This is a genomic window from Azospirillum picis, assembly GCF_017876115.1.
Classification (GTDB): Bacteria; Pseudomonadota; Alphaproteobacteria; order Azospirillales; family Azospirillaceae; genus Azospirillum; species Azospirillum picis.
Window position 1 is genome coordinate 1 of the sequence record NZ_JAGINO010000011.1, and the last position, 14,901, is coordinate 14,901.

11 protein-coding genes and 1 pseudogene are annotated in these 14,901 nt (G+C 70.9%); 7 read left to right on the forward strand and 5 right to left on the reverse strand.

Going from position 1 to position 14,901, the window contains the following annotated elements:
- Both eno and J2850_RS15860 read right to left on the reverse strand, forming a co-directional pair.
- Nucleotides 1–284: pseudogene (gene eno / locus J2850_RS15855) on the reverse strand (phosphopyruvate hydratase); the annotation flags it as partial.
- Between the two features lie 185 nt (nt 285–469).
- The gene (locus J2850_RS15860) at nt 470–1,252 is read right to left on the reverse strand and encodes an alpha/beta fold hydrolase (protein WP_209983345.1); all 783 of its coding nucleotides are present in this window, start codon (nt 1,250–1,252) and stop codon (nt 470–472) included.
- Nucleotides 1,253–1,418: 166 nt separating this feature from the next.
- Between J2850_RS15860 and murJ the strand changes: the two genes are divergently transcribed.
- The gene (gene murJ, locus J2850_RS15865) at nt 1,419–2,969 is read left to right on the forward strand and encodes a murein biosynthesis integral membrane protein MurJ (protein WP_209983347.1); all 1,551 of its coding nucleotides are present in this window, start codon (nt 1,419–1,421) and stop codon (nt 2,967–2,969) included.
- A 1-nt stretch (nt 2,970) separates the two neighbouring features.
- On the opposite strand, the gene J2850_RS15870 is transcribed toward murJ, so the two are convergent.
- Complete coding sequence (locus tag J2850_RS15870; RefSeq protein WP_209983349.1) at nt 2,971–3,813, reverse strand: sulfurtransferase; 843 nt, start codon at nt 3,811–3,813, stop codon at nt 2,971–2,973.
- 321 nt (nt 3,814–4,134) lie between these two features.
- Here J2850_RS15870 and fliN point away from each other — a divergent pair, with 321 nt between their 5' ends.
- Both fliN and J2850_RS15880 read left to right on the forward strand, forming a co-directional pair.
- Nucleotides 4,135–4,437, forward strand: coding sequence for a flagellar motor switch protein FliN (gene fliN, locus J2850_RS15875; RefSeq protein ID WP_209983351.1), 303 nt, complete (start codon nt 4,135–4,137; stop codon nt 4,435–4,437).
- A 195-nt stretch (nt 4,438–4,632) separates the two neighbouring features.
- Complete coding sequence (locus tag J2850_RS15880) at nt 4,633–5,874, forward strand: diaminopropionate ammonia-lyase (protein ID WP_209983353.1); 1,242 nt, start codon at nt 4,633–4,635, stop codon at nt 5,872–5,874.
- Between the two features lie 28 nt (nt 5,875–5,902).
- Here the strand turns inward: J2850_RS15880 and J2850_RS15885 are convergent, their stop codons facing one another.
- Nucleotides 5,903–6,604 carry an ATP-dependent Clp protease proteolytic subunit gene (locus J2850_RS15885; protein ID WP_209983354.1) on the reverse strand — a complete coding sequence of 234 codons (702 nt, stop codon included), beginning with the start codon at nt 6,602–6,604 and terminating at the stop codon, nt 5,903–5,905.
- Between the two features lie 271 nt (nt 6,605–6,875).
- On the opposite strand from J2850_RS15885, the gene gatB reads away from it, so the two are divergent.
- Nucleotides 6,876–8,327 (forward strand): Asp-tRNA(Asn)/Glu-tRNA(Gln) amidotransferase subunit GatB, encoded by a 1,452-nt coding sequence (gene gatB / locus J2850_RS15890; RefSeq protein ID WP_209983356.1) that lies wholly within the window; start codon nt 6,876–6,878, stop codon nt 8,325–8,327.
- A gap of 139 nt (nt 8,328–8,466) precedes the next feature.
- A complete protein-coding gene (locus tag J2850_RS15895) occupies nt 8,467–10,260 on the forward strand; it encodes a PAS domain-containing sensor histidine kinase (protein WP_209983359.1) in 1,794 nt (597 codons plus the stop codon).
- Nucleotides 10,261–10,303: 43 nt separating this feature from the next.
- Here J2850_RS15895 and J2850_RS15900 read toward each other — a convergent pair whose 3' ends face one another.
- A complete protein-coding gene (locus tag J2850_RS15900; RefSeq protein WP_209983360.1) occupies nt 10,304–11,152 on the reverse strand; it encodes an EcsC family protein in 849 nt (282 codons plus the stop codon).
- Between the two features lie 254 nt (nt 11,153–11,406).
- On the opposite strand from J2850_RS15900, the gene glgX reads away from it, so the two are divergent.
- Entirely contained in the window at nt 11,407–13,548 is a 2,142-nt protein-coding gene (glgX, locus tag J2850_RS15905; protein WP_209983363.1) for a glycogen debranching protein GlgX, read from the forward strand.
- Nucleotides 13,549–13,690: 142 nt separating this feature from the next.
- A complete protein-coding gene (locus J2850_RS15910; protein WP_209983365.1) occupies nt 13,691–14,827 on the forward strand; it encodes a response regulator in 1,137 nt (378 codons plus the stop codon).
- Nucleotides 14,828–14,901 lie beyond the last annotated feature (74 nt).

Consider the following 14,901-nt stretch of genomic DNA (forward strand, 5'->3'; position numbering starts at 1 on the left):
ATCATGGCGAGGTCGATGGCGCGCTGGTCGGCGGCCTCCAGGCCGGCGAGCGCGTCGTAGATCTCGCCGTTGACGGCCTCGACCGCCTTCAGCACGCCCTTGCCGCCGAAGCGGGCCTTGTCGCCGTCGCGCAGCTCGACCGCCTCATGGGCGCCGGTGGAGGCCCCCGACGGCACGGCGGCGCGGCCGAAGGCGCCGCTGTCCAGCGCAACGTCCACTTCCACGGTCGGGTTGCCGCGGCTGTCGAGGATTTCGCGGGCGTGAATCTCGGTGATGACGCTCATGGTCGGTCGATCCTTCGAGGAAAGGCAGCCGCGTTGTCGCGGGCTGAGTTTTGGTTGGGCCGCGTTTCAAGGCGCGCAGGCTTGATAGCCTTGGCGTCCGGGTGATGCAATATCTGCTTCGGCTTACAACCTGCACCCGTGGCGGCCTTCCGGGCGCTGCCGGATTGCCGCTCCGGCTGCGGGTTTCAGGCGAAGCTCTCCACCAGTGCCGCGAACTCCGCCGGACGTTCGGCGTGCAGCCAGTGGCCGACACCCTCGATCATCCGGATCTCGGCGGCCGGGAAATGGCGGCGGATCGCGTCGTGATGTTCCGGCCGCACATAGTCGGACCGGCTGCCGCCGATGAACAGCGCCGGCCCCTCGTACCGCGCGGTCCCGAAATCGGGGAAACCGATCAGCCCTTCCATGTTCGCGCCAATGGAGTCGAGGTTGATCCGCCACGAGAAGACGCCGTTCTCCAGCACCAGGTTCTGCATCAGGAAGGAGCGCAGCGGCGCCTCCGGCACGGCGTCGGCGAGCTGGGCCTCCACCTCCGGCCGGCGGGTGGCTCCCTCCAGCCTCGCCGCCTTCATCGCCGCGACGTAGGGAGCGTGGGTGTGGGTGTAGGCGACCGGTGCTATGTCGGCGACCACCAGCCGCGCCACCCGGTCGGGATGGGCCAGCGCCAGCGCCATGGCGGTCTTGCCGCCCATCGAATGGCCGACCACCGTGGCGCGGGCGAAGCCGCGGTCGTCGAGGAAGCGCCGCACGTCTTCAGCCATGTCCCGGTAATCCATGCCGTCGGCCCAGGGGGCGCCGCCGTGGTTGCGCAGGTCGAGCGCATAGACGCGGCGCGATTCGCCGAAGCGCCGGGCGAGGGTCTGCCAGTTGCGGGCCGAGCCGAACAGGCCGTGCAGGATCAGCATCGGCGTCCCGCCGTTGGCTTCGCCGGCTTCCAGGTAGGTCAGGGGGAGGGCTTGCTGCGCCATGGCGGTCTTCCAACGAAGGGTTCTGGACGAATGCGGGCGGCGATCCTATGACGATCACCGCCGCGCCGCCATCATGCGGCGGTCCATTTTCTGCAAACCGGCCCTGTCCCGGCGGCATCCGCCGCCCCCGTCACCGGCATCCGCCGCAACCAGTGGTTCCGCCATCGTGTTTCGCCATATCCTTTCCGTCGGTGGCCTGACGCTCGCCAGCCGGGTGCTCGGCTTCCTGCGCGACGTGCTGACCGCAGCACTGCTGGGCGCCGGTCCGGTGGCCGACGCCTTCTTCGTCGCCTTCCGCCTGCCCAACCATTTCCGAGCGCTGTTCGCCGAGGGCGCCTTCAACTCCGCCTTCGTGCCGCTGTTCTCGGCCAAGCTGGTCCAGGACGGCGCCGCCGCCGCCCGACGCTTCGCCGACGAGGTGATGACGCTGCTGGCGATCGTGCAGGTGGTGCTGCTGCTGGCGGTGCTGGCCTTCATGCCGCAGTTCATGACGGTCTTCGCCCCCGGTTTCGCCGACGAGCCCGAGAAGTTCCGGCTGGCGGTGCTGTTCACCAGCATCACCTTCCCCTACCTGCTGCTGATCTCGCTGGTGTCGCTCTATGGCGGGGTGCTGAACAGCATGAGCCGCTTCGGCGCGGCGGCGGCGGCCCCCATCCTGATGAATCTCTGCCTGATCGCGGCGCTGGTGCTGGCGACGCCGCTGATGCCGAGCGCCGGGCATGCGCTGTCCTGGGGCGTCCTCGCCTCCGGCGTCGCGCAATATGTCTATCTGGCGTGGGACGCCCGCCGCGCTGGCATGGCCCTGCGGCCGGTCCGCCCGCGCCTGTCGGCCGACGTGAAGCGTTTCCTGGCGGTGCTGGGGCCGGCGGCGCTCGGCTCCGGCCTGACCCAGATCAGCCTGTTCGCCGACACCCTGATCGCGTCCGCCCTGCCGACCGGTGCCGTGTCCTACCTCTATTACGCCGACCGTCTCAACCAGTTGCCGCTCGGGGTGATCGGCATCGCCGTCGGCACGGTCCTGCTGCCCGAGATGTCCCGGCGGATCAAGGGCGGGGACGAAGCCGGGGCGGTCGACAGCCAGAACCGCGCCATCGAACTGTCGCTGGTGCTGACGCTGCCGGCGGCGGTCGCCTTCCTGGTGGCCGGCACGCCGATCCTGTCGGTGCTGTTCCAGCGCGGCGCCTTCGGACCTTCCGACGCCGCCGCCTCGGCCCTGACGCTCCAGGCCTATGCGCTTGGACTGCCGGCCTTCGTGGTGATCCGCAGCCTGGTCAACGGCTTCTATGCCCGCCACGACACCGCGACGCCGGTGCGGGTGGCGCTGGCGGCGGTCGGCATCAACGTGGCGCTGAAGCTGGCGCTGATGGGGCCGCTGGCCCAGGTCGGGCTGGCGGTCGCCACCTCGGTGGGCGCCTGGGTCAACGCCGGGCTGCTGGCTTGGCTGCTGCATCGCCGCGGCCTCTTCCGCGCCGATGCCCGGCTGACCCGTAACCTGCCGCGCATGGCGCTGGCCGCCGCCGCCATGGCCGCGGCGCTGTGGCTGGCCGGCGAGCGCCTGTCGCCCTGGCTGGGCGCGGCCGGCATCGTGGAGCGGCTGGGCGGCCTTGTGGTGCTGGCGGCCGTCGGGCTCGGCGTCTACGCGGCGGCGGCGGCCCTGCTCGGGCTGGTGCGCCGGAGCGACCTCGCCCGCCTGCGCCGCCGCCGCGCCAAGGCGTGACTCAGCCGCCGTTCTGCAGCGGCCGGGCCGGGTCGGCGCTCCACTCCGACATCGAGCCGTCGTAGAGCCGCACCCCGGGCACGCCGGCGATCTCGCTCAGCGCGAACCACGACACCGAGGCGAGGTGGCCGGTGTTGCAGAAGGTGATCGGCTGGTCCTTCAGCGGCAGCCCGGCCTTGTCCGCCAGGTCGCGGATCGCCTCGGCCGAGGCGAAGCGGTGGTCGGGCGCCGAATAGAGGGTGGCGATGTCGAGGTTGACGGCACCGGGGATGGTGCCGGCGGCGCGGGCCTGCGGGCTCTTCGCCTTGCCGGCGAACTGCTCGGCGGAGCGGGCGTCGTGCAGCGGGGCGCTGCCGGACGCCACCACCGCCTCGACCTCCGGCAGCGTGGCGCGCAGGTCGCTGCGCGGGGTGGCCTTGAAGGCCACCGGCTTGCGGTCCGACGGCAGCGGCTTCACCGGGCCGGCGGCGGCGGTCCAGGCGGCGAACCCGCCATCCAGCACCGAGACCGCGTCATGGCCGAGCATCCGGAAGGTCCAGTAGACGCGGGTGGCATTGCCCATGTCCGACGCGTTGGCCCCGGCCGCCACCAGGACCACATGGTCGCCGTTGCCGATGCCGAGACCGCCGATCAAAGTCTCAAGCGCCGGGCTGTCAGGCAGCATGCCGGCGCCGGCGCCGACCGTGGCGCGCCAGCCGGCCGTTGCATAGTCGGAATGGACCGATCCCGGAATAAAGCCGCCGGCGGCAGGGGTTCGCAGGTCGAGCACGACCAGGGTCGCGCCGCCCAGGCGGTGCTTCAGCCAGTCGGCGCTCACGAGGGGGGAAAGGGTGGTTTCGGTCATGGCGTGAACCCGGTTCCGGTTGGTCGGCGCCTTTGCCGGGCAGTGGTCATTGCCGAACCGCAATGAGCCGTCCCGCCGGCCTGCATACAGGCGGACCGTCAGTGTGGGCGAACCGTGACGGCGGGGAAAGCCCAATCTTGTCGCAAGTCCGGCCCGACCGTGCCGTTGCCCGACCTCCCGGAAGGGGTGTATTGTCAGCCGCCCATGTGGGGTTGCCGTGCGGGATCGCCGTACGGGACGGGCGCCGCTGCCGGCGGATTGACCTGCGCCGGTGCCGGCGCGTGACGTTGCGCCGTTTCCGGCGCGGAAGCCAGGAGAGCCATGGCCAACATCGACGACCTGCTGGGCGCGCCCGATCCCAACGAAGGCGACGCCGCCGCCTATGCCATCGGCGACGCGCCGGTGGAGATCAAGGTCGTCATCGGCACGGCGATGCTGCGGGTCCGCGACCTGCTGAAGCTGGGCCGTGGTGCCGTGGTGGAACTCGACCGCCACCTGAAGGATCCGACCGACGTCTATGTCGAGGGCGTCCTGGTCGCCCGCGGCGAAGTGGCGATCATCGACGACAAGATCGGCGTCACCCTGACCGACTTCATCAAATCCAGCCGCGAGTGGAAGCGCTGACCGCCCAAGTGGCGTGAGCACGGCGGTCGCAGCCGCCTTGCGGCGACGTGTCGCGGGCCGGCGCCGTCCTCCGGCCGGTCCGGCCCTGCTGGCAGCTTGACGGGCGGCCGCGGCTTCTGGTCTCGTTGAGCGCGGTCGTGGGGTGCGCCGTCGCGGGCGGTGCCGTTCCATGGTTCCGGTCCGGAGTGCGAAGCCATGCGCAGCCCAGAGAACCCGCCGGCCCCGTCCGCCTGCCTGCCGCGCCTGTTCCCCAACCCGCGCGCCGACCGTGAGGCGCCCTACGGCGCGCCGGAGCGCGCGATCCTCAGCCGCGCCGCCTTCGAGGAGGCGATGGCCGAGATCGGCGCCTGGCCGGGTTATGTGCCGACGCCGCTGCGCTCGCTGGGCGGACTGGCGCGGGAGGCCGGGATCGACCGGCTCTGGTACAAGGACGAGGGCACCCGCTTCGCGCTCGGCAGCTTCAAGGCGCTGGGCGGCGCCTATGCGGTGCTGCGCCTGCTGACCCGCGAGGTGACCGCGCGGGTCCCCGGCGTCCCGGTGACGGCGCTCGACCTGGTGGTCGGCCGCTACGCCAGGGTCACCCGCACGCTGACCGTCACCACGGCGACCGACGGCAACCACGGCCGTTCCGTCGCCTGGGGCGCGCAGGTCTTCGGCTGCAATTGCGTCGTGTATGTCCCGGCTGCCTGCTCCGCCGGCCGCCGCGCGGCCATCGAGGCGTACGGTGCCAAGCTGGTGGTGGTCGACGGCCTCTACGACGACGCGGTCCGCCGCGCCGCCCGCGATGCCGCGGCGGCCGGCTGGTTCGTCGTCTCCGACACCTCCTACACCGGTTACATGGACGTGCCCCGCGACGTCATGCAGGGCTACACCGTGATGGTGGAGGAGGCGATTTCCCAGCTCCCGGCCAGCGAACGGCCGACCCACGTCTTCGTCCAGGGCGGCGTCGGCGCACTGCCCGCCGCGGTCTGCGGCCACCTGTGGGAGAGCTGGGGCCGGCAGCGCCCACGGTTCGTGGTGGTGGAGCCGCAAGCTGCCGACTGCCTCTACCAGAGTGCGGTCGCCGGCCGGCCGATGCGGTCGGCGGGACGCCTCGACACGCTGATGGCGGGGCTGGCCTGCGGCGAGGTCTCGCTGCTCGCCTGGGCGATCCTGGAGCGCGGGGCCGACGATTTCCTGACCATCCCGGACGAGGGGGCGGTCGCCGCGATGCGCAAGCTGGCCGAGGGCCGCCATGGCGGCCGTCCGGTCGTCGCCGGGGAATCGGGGGTGGCCGGGCTCGCCGGTCTGCTCTGCGCCGCGGCGCACGAGGAGACCAGGCGGGCGCTGGGCCTCATGCCGGACGCGCGGGTGCTGGTGTTCGGCACCGAGGGGGCGACCGACCCCGAGGTCTATGAACGGCTCGTCGGCCGGCCGCCGGAGCAGGTGGCCGCCTGACGGGCCGCTCCGGCCGCCGCGGTCGCGGTCAGTACAGCAGGTCGGTGACGATGTTGGCGCCGTCGGCGGTCAGGCGGTCGGCGGTCTCGCGGTAGTCGAGGGCGCCGGAAAAGCCCCCTGCCGCCGTCACCTGCCGGATCCAGGTCGGGGAGGCGCCGAGGGACACCAGCCGCTGCACCATCGCCTGGGTCGACCGCAGGGTCATCCTCCCGCTTTCGGCCATGCGCGGGGCGTGGACCATGAACTCGGCGGTCGGGGCGGCATAGCGCGGATAGCCGGCCAGGTAGAGGCCGACGCACATGCTCTCGCAGGATTCGCCGGCGCGCACCCGGGTGGCCACCGGACGGCCGGCCTGGCGTTCGGCCAGCAGGGCGTCGATCATGCGGTAACCGGCCGTGGTGAAGCCGCCGGGGCTGGACAGCTCCACCACCAGCGGCCGGCTGGCCGGCAGGGCCTTCAGGGTGTCGAGGAAGCGGCGCTCGGTTCCCGGCGTGATGATGCCGTCCAGGCGCAGCACGGTGGCGTCGCCCTGGTCGTTGCGGGACATCGCGGCGTCGGGAAACTCGGCGGACGCGGCGGGAACGGGGGTCACGGCGGCCGGTTTGACGGAAACCGGCTCGGTGGCGGCAAGGCCCTGGCTCGCTCCGGTGAAGGCGACCGTGCCCGCCGACAGCATCGCCGCCGCACCGACCCCGAACCCGACTTTCCGCACCAGCGCCCGAACCGACATCAGGACCCTCCCGCTTGCTGCACACCAGCCTGCGGGTCAAATCTTGCCTGATGGTTAACGGCCTGCACAGGGTCCGCCGTGCAATGGGAGTAGGCGGGCGGGTGCCGCCCGGGGGACGGCGGGTGGGACGCCGGGCGGTGGGGCGGCGCGATAAAGCGTGCGCGCGGGCGCAAAGGGCGTTAGAAGAGACTGGATTCCAAGGATATGGCCGGGCCGCCCGTCGGGGCCGCCGCCGGCCGGTCCGGTGCCGAGAACGTCGAAGAGCGGAACGATGTCGTACATCCAGGGTGAAACGGGCGATTGGGAAGTCGTGATCGGGCTTGAGGTCCATGCCCAGGTGATTTCGAACGCGAAGCTGTTCTCCGGCTCCGCCACCGAATTCGGGGCCGCGCCGAACAGCCAGGTCAGCTTCGTCGACGCCGCGTTCCCCGGCATGCTGCCCGTCATCAACGAACATTGCATCGAGCAGGCGGTGCGCACCGGCCTGGGCCTGAAGGCCGAGATCAACCTGAACTCGGTGTTCGACCGCAAGAACTACTTCTACGCCGACCTGCCGCAGGGCTATCAGATCAGCCAGTTCCTGCAGCCGATCGTCGGCAAGGGCGAGATCGTGCTCGACCTGCCGGACGGTACCAGCCGCACCGTCGGCGTCACGCGCCTGCACCTGGAGCAGGATGCCGGCAAGTCGCTGCACGACCAGCACCCGTCCAAGACCTACATCGACCTGAACCGGTCGGGCGTGGCGCTGATGGAGATCGTGTCGGAACCCGACATGCGCAGCTCGGAGGAGGCGGGCGCCTATGTGCGCAAGCTGCGCTCGATCCTGCGCTACCTCGGCACCTGCGACGGCAACATGGAGGAAGGCTCCATGCGCTGCGACGTCAACGTGTCGGTGCGCAAGCCGGGCGAGGCCTTCGGCACCCGCTGCGAGATCAAGAACGTCAACTCGATCCGCTTCGTCATGCAGGCCATCGAGTACGAGGCGCGCCGCCAGATCGAGATCATCGAGGAGGGCGGCAAGATCGACCAGGAGACCCGGCTGTGGGACACGACCAAGTTCGTGACCCGCTCCATGCGCTCCAAGGAAGAGGCGCACGACTACCGCTACTTCCCCGACCCCGACCTGCTGCCGCTGGAGCTGGACGCCGCCTGGGTCGAGGACATCAAGAGCACGCTGCCGGAACTGCCGGACGACAAGAAGGCCCGCTTCATCGACGACTACAAGCTGTCGGTCTACGACGCCGGCGTGCTGGTCTCGGAAAAGGCCAAGGCCGATTACTTCGAGGCGGTGGCCAGGGGCCGCGATCCCAAGCTGGCCTCCAACTGGGTCACCGGCGAGCTGTTCGGCTACCTGAACAAGGCGGGCAAGGAGATCGAGGAAAGCCCGGTGTCGGCGGAGAATCTCGGCGGCCTGATCGACCTGATCGCCGACAACACCATCTCCGGCCGCATCGCCAAGGAGGTGTTCGAGGCGATGTTCGAGACCGGCGCCAAGGCTGCCGACATCGTCGAGCAGAAGGGGCTGCGCCAGGTCACCGACACCGGCGCCATCGAGGCGTCGATCGACGCGGTGCTGGCCGCCAACGGCGACAAGGTGGCGGAGTTCCGCAGCGGCAAGGACAAGCTGTTCGGCTTCTTCGTCGGCCAGGTGATGAAGGCGACGCAGGGCAAGGCCAACCCGGCGATGGTGAACGAGATCCTGACCGCCAAGCTGAAGGGGTAAGCCCGCGCCGGGCCACCCGAAAGAGAGCCCCTTCCCGGTGGGAAGGGGCTTTTTTTTGGGGCACCACCGGCCGGACGGCAAAGGTTCGGTTGAATTCTTCCGATTTCCGTCGCCACATTCCTTGAGCGGGGGAGGGGCCATGGCGGCTGAGCCGGTGATGGTGGCGCTGGCGGGGATATCCATCGGCGGAGCGCTGGGGGTCCTCCTGGCCCTGTGGGCCGGGCGCCGGGCCAGGCGTCCGGGGAGCCGTGCGCCGACCTCCTGTCCGGAGACGTCCCCTCCCGGCTCCTCCCGACCCGACTCCTCCCGCTGCGAGCCGCAGATCGGCGAGCGGCTGGAAATGGCGCTGGAGGCGACCGGGGCCGCGGTCTGGGATGCCGACCTGCTGGCCGGGGCCTGCTGGTGGTCCGACACCTTCCCGCGCATGCTGGGCTTTCGCGAACCGCCGACGATGCCGCCGGACTTCTGGGAACGGCGCCTCCACCCGGACGACCGCGACCGCGTGCTGGCGCACATCGCCTCGCATCTGGCGGGAGAGACGTCCAGCTACGCCTACGCCTACCGGCTGCGGCACGAGGACGGCGGCTGGGTATGGATCGCCGCGACCGGACGCGCCTTCCGCGACGAGACCGGGCGCGCCGTCCGCTACGCCGGCATCATGACCGACATCACCGAGGCCCGCCGGCAGGAGGCGCGCCTGCGCGCCAGCGAGGAGCGGCTGCTGAAGATCATGGAGGCGGCGCCCATCGCCGTGAACGTGACCACCCGCGACGGCCGCTGGCTGTTCTGCAACGCCCAGTCGGCCATCCTGATGGGCCGCGGGCGGGCGGAGCTGATGCGCACGCCTGTCACCGACCTCTATGCCGACCCGGCCGACCGCCGGGCGCTGATCGCCCGCTTCGACCGCGAGGGCGCCTTCCGCAATGCCGAGATCCGCTTCCGCCGGCCCGACGGCGGCATCGTCTGGGTGCTGTCGTCGTGGAACACCGTCGAGCTGGACGGCGAGGCGGCCCTGTTGACCTGGCTCTACGACATCACCGACCGCAAGCATGCCGAGTCCGCGATGGTGGAGGCGCGGGAGGCGGCGGAGCGGGCGCTGGCCGACCTGCGCGAGGCGCAGGAAAGCCTGATCCAGGCGGAGACCATGGCATCGCTCGGCCAACTGGTGGCCGGGGTGGCGCACGAGATCAACACGCCGATCGGCATCGGCCTGACCGCCGCCAGCCATATCGGCGAGCAGGCGCAGGTGTTGCGCGAGCGCTTCGTCGCCAACGCCCTGCGCCGGTCCGAGTTCCTGGAGTTCCTCGACGGCCTGAACGAGAGCAGCCGCCTGCTGATGGCGAACATCGACCGCGCCGCCTCGCTGGTGCAGAGTTTCAAGCAGGTCGCGGTCGACCAGTCGTCCGGCGACCGGCGGCTGTTCGAGCTGGGCGGCTACGTCCACGAGCTGCTGTTCTCGCTGCGCCCGCGGCTGAAGCGCTCCGGGTTGAAGGTGGTGGTCGAGTGCGGCGAGGAGCTGACGATGGACAGCTTTCCCGGCGCGCTCGGGCAGGTGATGACCAACCTGGTGATCAACGCCCTCGTCCATGCCTACGGCGACGGCGACCGCGCCGGCGAGGCCCAGCCCGGAACGATCCGGATCGCCGCCCGCGCCGACGGCGCCGACCGGGTGCGGATCGACTTCATCGACGACGGTGCCGGCATCGCCCCGGAAACCCTGCCCAAGGTCTTCGATCCCTTCTTCACCACCAAGCGCGGGCAGGGCGGTTCGGGCCTCGGCCTCCACATCGTCTTCAACACCGTCACCGGCCCGCTGGGCGGCACCATCGCGGTGCAGTCGCGGCTGGGGCAGGGCACCCGCTTCATCCTCCACCTCCCGCGCGAGGCCCCGGCGCTCCAGCCCGTGCCGGCGCAGGAGGCGGCGCTGACCTGAGCGGCAGGCCGCCCGCCTCCGTGCCAGCCGGTGACGGGGGCGCTCAGAGGTTCGGCAGCGTCTTCGGCATTCGTCCCGCCGCCTTGCCCTGCTTCAGGTCGCGCACGATCGAGGCGAAGCAGGATCTGACCTGGTCGCGGTCGTATTTCGCCTCGATGGGGCGGAGCGTGAAGAGGACGCTCGCCATCGACTGGTAGAACTGCATGTAGGACCAGTTCAGGCCGGCTCCCAGGACGGCGCCGGTGACGGGAACCGCCTGCAGCGCGACCTTCGGCACCACCGCGGCGGCATAGCGCACCGCCACGGTCGAAATGACGTCGGCCAGCTGCCCGGCGCCGATCCGGCCGGCGAGCGCGACGCCGCCGACCCGCGCCGCGAAGAAGGCGAGGTCCGCGTCGTCGTCATCGTCCAGCGGGCCGCCGTAGGCGAAGGCCTCCAGGCAGGTGGCCTGCACCCCGACATCCTCCAGGTCGGCCCCCTTGGAACGGGCGACGTCGGCGATCGACCGCAGGATGGTGACGGTGGTGAGCGGCAGCTCGACCAGCACGGCGGGAAGGCCGAAGAAGCCGCTGACCCCGCCGGACACGGCGGCCAGCGCCCCGTACCAGCGCTTGGAGGCCTCGCGCCCGGCGTCCTTGTCCATGCGGGACATCGCCACCTGCTGCGCGTATTCCAGCGCCTCGCGGACCTTGAGCATCACCTCGTTGCGGAAGCCGCCGGGAAGCGCCTCGAAGCCCTTTTCGATCGTGCTGCCCAGGGTGGACATCAGGCTCATCAGCGCGCCCTGGGCCGCCAGGTACTCGTTGGCCGCGCCGACGAGCGTCTCGTACTCCTCGGCGTCCAGCAGGGCGCAGGCATTGGTCTGGCGTGCGGTCAAGGTGCTCTCCGGCATCGGCGGTCTCCCGGCGTCAAGGGGCGTCTTTGCGGTCCCGCGGGCGGCCCGCGAGGCAGGAGATGGGAACGGCGGGCCTCCGTTGCACCGGGCGGATGGCGGATCGGCGCGCCGTCCGGCACGGCGGCGGCGGCGCCGTCCATGGGAAAAGCCGCGGCTCCGGGTGATCCCGGGTTGCGCATCCGATTGATCGCGCTATGGTTTACCGGTCAATCCCAGGTTTCCTTTCGGCTTTCTCCACCCCGGTAGCCCGCATGCCATCCAACACCCCCGCCCGCACCCCGGTCTGGCCCGGCAAGCCCTATCCGCTCGGCGCCACCTGGGACGGCTTCGGCGTCAACTTCGCGCTCTTCTCGGCCCATGCCGAGCGGGTGGAGCTGTGCCTGTTCGACAAGACCGGCCAGCGCGAGGTGGAGCGGGTCACCCTGCCGGAACACACTGACGAGGTCTGGCACGGCTACCTGCCCGACGCGCGGCCCGGCCTGCTCTACGGCTACCGCGTCCACGGCCCCTACGAGCCGGAGGAAGGCCACCGCTTCAACCCGAACAAGCTGCTGATCGACCCTTATGCGCGGGCGCTGTTCGGCGGCTTCAAATGGTCGGATGCCCATTACGGCTACCGGGTCGGCTCGACGCGGGAGGACCTGTCCTTCGACCGGCGCGACAATGCCCGCGGCATGCCGAAATGCCGGGTGGTCGACGGCGCCTTCACCTGGGGCCACGACCGCCGCCGCCAGGTTCCCTGGACCGACACGGTGGTGTACGAGACCCACGTCCGCGGCTTCACCATGCGCCACCCGGAGGTGCCGGCCCACCTGCGCGGCACCTTCGCCGGCCTCTCGACCCAGCGGGTGATCGAGTATCTGCGGGCGCTCGGCATCACCTCGGTGGAGTTCCTGCCGGTGCAGGCGGTGGCCGACGAACAGCATCTGGTCACCCGCGGCCTGACCAACTACTGGGGCTACAACACCATCGGCTTCTTCGCGCCGGAGCCGCGCTACATGAACACCGGCGTGCTGTCGGAGTTCAAGACGATGGTCGCCCGCCTGCACGAGGCGGGGATCGAGGTGATCCTGGACGTCGTCTACAACCACACGGCCGAGGGCAACCACCTGGGACCGACCCTGTCCTTCAAGGGCATCGACAATCTCAGCTACTACCGGCTGATGCCGGACACGCCGCGCTACTACATCAACGACACCGGCACTGGGAACACCCTGGATTTCAGCCACCCGCGGGTGGTGCAGATGGTGATGGATTCCTTGCGTTACTGGGTGACGGAGATGCATGTCGACGGCTTCCGCTTCGACCTCGCCACCGTGCTGGCGCGGGAGCCCTACGGCTACGACCCCGGCTCGGGCTTCCTCGACGCCGTGCGCCAGGACCCGGTACTGGCCGACGTGAAGCTGATCGCCGAGCCGTGGGACGTCGGCCCCGGCGGCTACCAGGTCGGCAACTTCCCGCCCGGCTGGGCGGAGTGGAACGACCGCTACCGCGACACGGTGCGCCGCTACTGGCGCGGCGACGACGGCATGCTGCCGGAACTGGCCGGGCGCATTGCCGGATCGGCCGACCTGTTCGAGAAGCGTGGACGCCGCCCCTGGGCCAGCGTGAACTTCATCACCGCCCATGACGGCTTCACCCTGCACGACCTCGTCACCTACAACGACAAGCACAACTGGGCGAACGGCGAGGAGAACCGCGACGGTCACTCCTCCAACTGTTCCTGGAACCACGGCGTGGAGGGCGAGACCGCCGATCCGGCGGTCGGCGAGCTGCGGGCACGGCAGAAGCGCAACCTGCTGGCGACGCTGATGCTGTCGCAGGGCACGCCGATGATGCTGGCCGGCGACGAGCTGGACCACAGCCAGCGGGGCAACAACAACGCCTATTGCCAGGACAACGACCTCACCTGGCTCGACTGGTCGAGGCGCGACGGCGCGACGGTGTCCTTCGTCCGCCGGCTGGTTGCCCTGCGCCGCGCCCACCCGGTGCTGCGCCGTGCCGGCTTCCTGCATGGGCGGGAGGTGGCGGCCAACGGGCTGAAGGACATCGTCTGGTACAACGCGCAGGGTCTGGAGAAGACCGCGGAGCACTGGCGCAACACCCAGGCGCGCTGCATCGTCCTGCTGTTGAACGGCCGCGCCGGCACCCATGTCGGGACGGACGGCCAGCCGCTCACCGACGGCGTGCTGCTGATCGTGCTGAACGCCCATGCCGACACCATGGCGGTGACGCTGCCCGACGTGCCGGGCGGGCGGGGCTGGCGCTGCATCCTCGACACCCGGGTCGACGACGGCGCCGGCGACGAGCGCATGCAGTTGGCCGGCCGCGCCATGATGGTCGACGGGCGCACCGTGCTGGTCTTCACGCTGATGGAGCAGGCCGGGATGTGAGCGGGGGAGGGGGCGCCCTGCGATCATTCGTCCACTGTCCATCCGTCCGGCCGAGATGCTACGGCGACGGGGACGGTCAAAGCGTGCTAGCCTGCGTCGCCGCGCTCTCGGGGGCGGCCGCAGCGGAGCTTCGGGTGGGACGATGCCGGATTACGATTTCTCGCAGATCGACGCCGCGATCATCGACAGCCAGCTCAACACCGGGCGCCTGTTCCGCGACGTGCTGATCCGCATGAACTTCCGCCGGGCCGAGGTCTTCGATTCCGTGCGCGCGGCGGCGGGTCTGCTGGTTGCCGGCATGCCCGACCTGCTGCTGGTCGACGCCGACGCCGAGGATTCCGAAGCCTTCCGCTTCATCCGCTCGCTGCGCAACGATTCGGGCGTGCCCAACCCCTTCGCCTGCGTGATCGTCACCACCTGGACTCCGACGCCGGCGTTGCTGGCGCGGGTGAGCAACGTCGGCGGCGACGACCTGCTGATGAAGCCGGTGTCGCCCAAGCAGATGCGCGAGCGGATCGTCAGCCTGATCGAGGCGCGCAAGGGCTTCGTCGTCACCGCCGACTACACCGGTCCCGACCGCCGCAAGGCACCGCGCGAAGGCGCGCAGATCCCGGTGCTGGACGCGCCCAACACGCTGCGGCTGAAGGCGACGGGCCAATGGACCCAGTCGGGCGCGCGCATGCTGCTGAACGAGGCGGTCGCGACCGTCGCCTGCTGGAAGCGGCTGCGCGCCAGCATCCAGATCGCCTTCCTGGCGGAGTTCGCCCTTCCCGGCCTGGCGCGGCCGGTCCCGGACCGGCTGGCCCTCGACCATCTCGCCCGCATCGCCGGCTTCGCCGACGATCTGCTGCGCCGCCTCGGCGAGGGGGACGGTGCCGCCGACGCCGGCGACCACGCGCCGGTGGAGGCGGTGGCCCATGCCGTCAAGGCGCTGGCCGAGACCATCGGCGCCACCGCCGAGGCTGCCGGTCCGGCCGCCAGCCCCGCTGGTGTCCCGGCCGCCGACCTGACCGTCGACCTCGCGCAGCTCCAGGCGCTGACCCGCGCGCTGATGCAGGCGGTCGATCCCGACCGGCCGCTGGACGCCATGGTGCGCGAGGTGGCGGCGGCCGTCTCCAGCTACCGCGGCCGGCTGGAGCAGATGGCCCTGGCCAAGGCCGCCGCGGCATCGTCCCAGCCGGCCTTGCCGGCCGAGGCGGCGGACGCGATGCCGCCGGTGCCCGATGCCCTGCACCAGTCGCAGGCCGGCCGGGCGGCAGGCGCGGTTCCGGCCGGCTGAATGCGGCTCCGTTGCCGGATGCGGTCCCGATGTCATAGGCCGCCGGTCTGCATTGACGCGGGCCGCCATCCGCA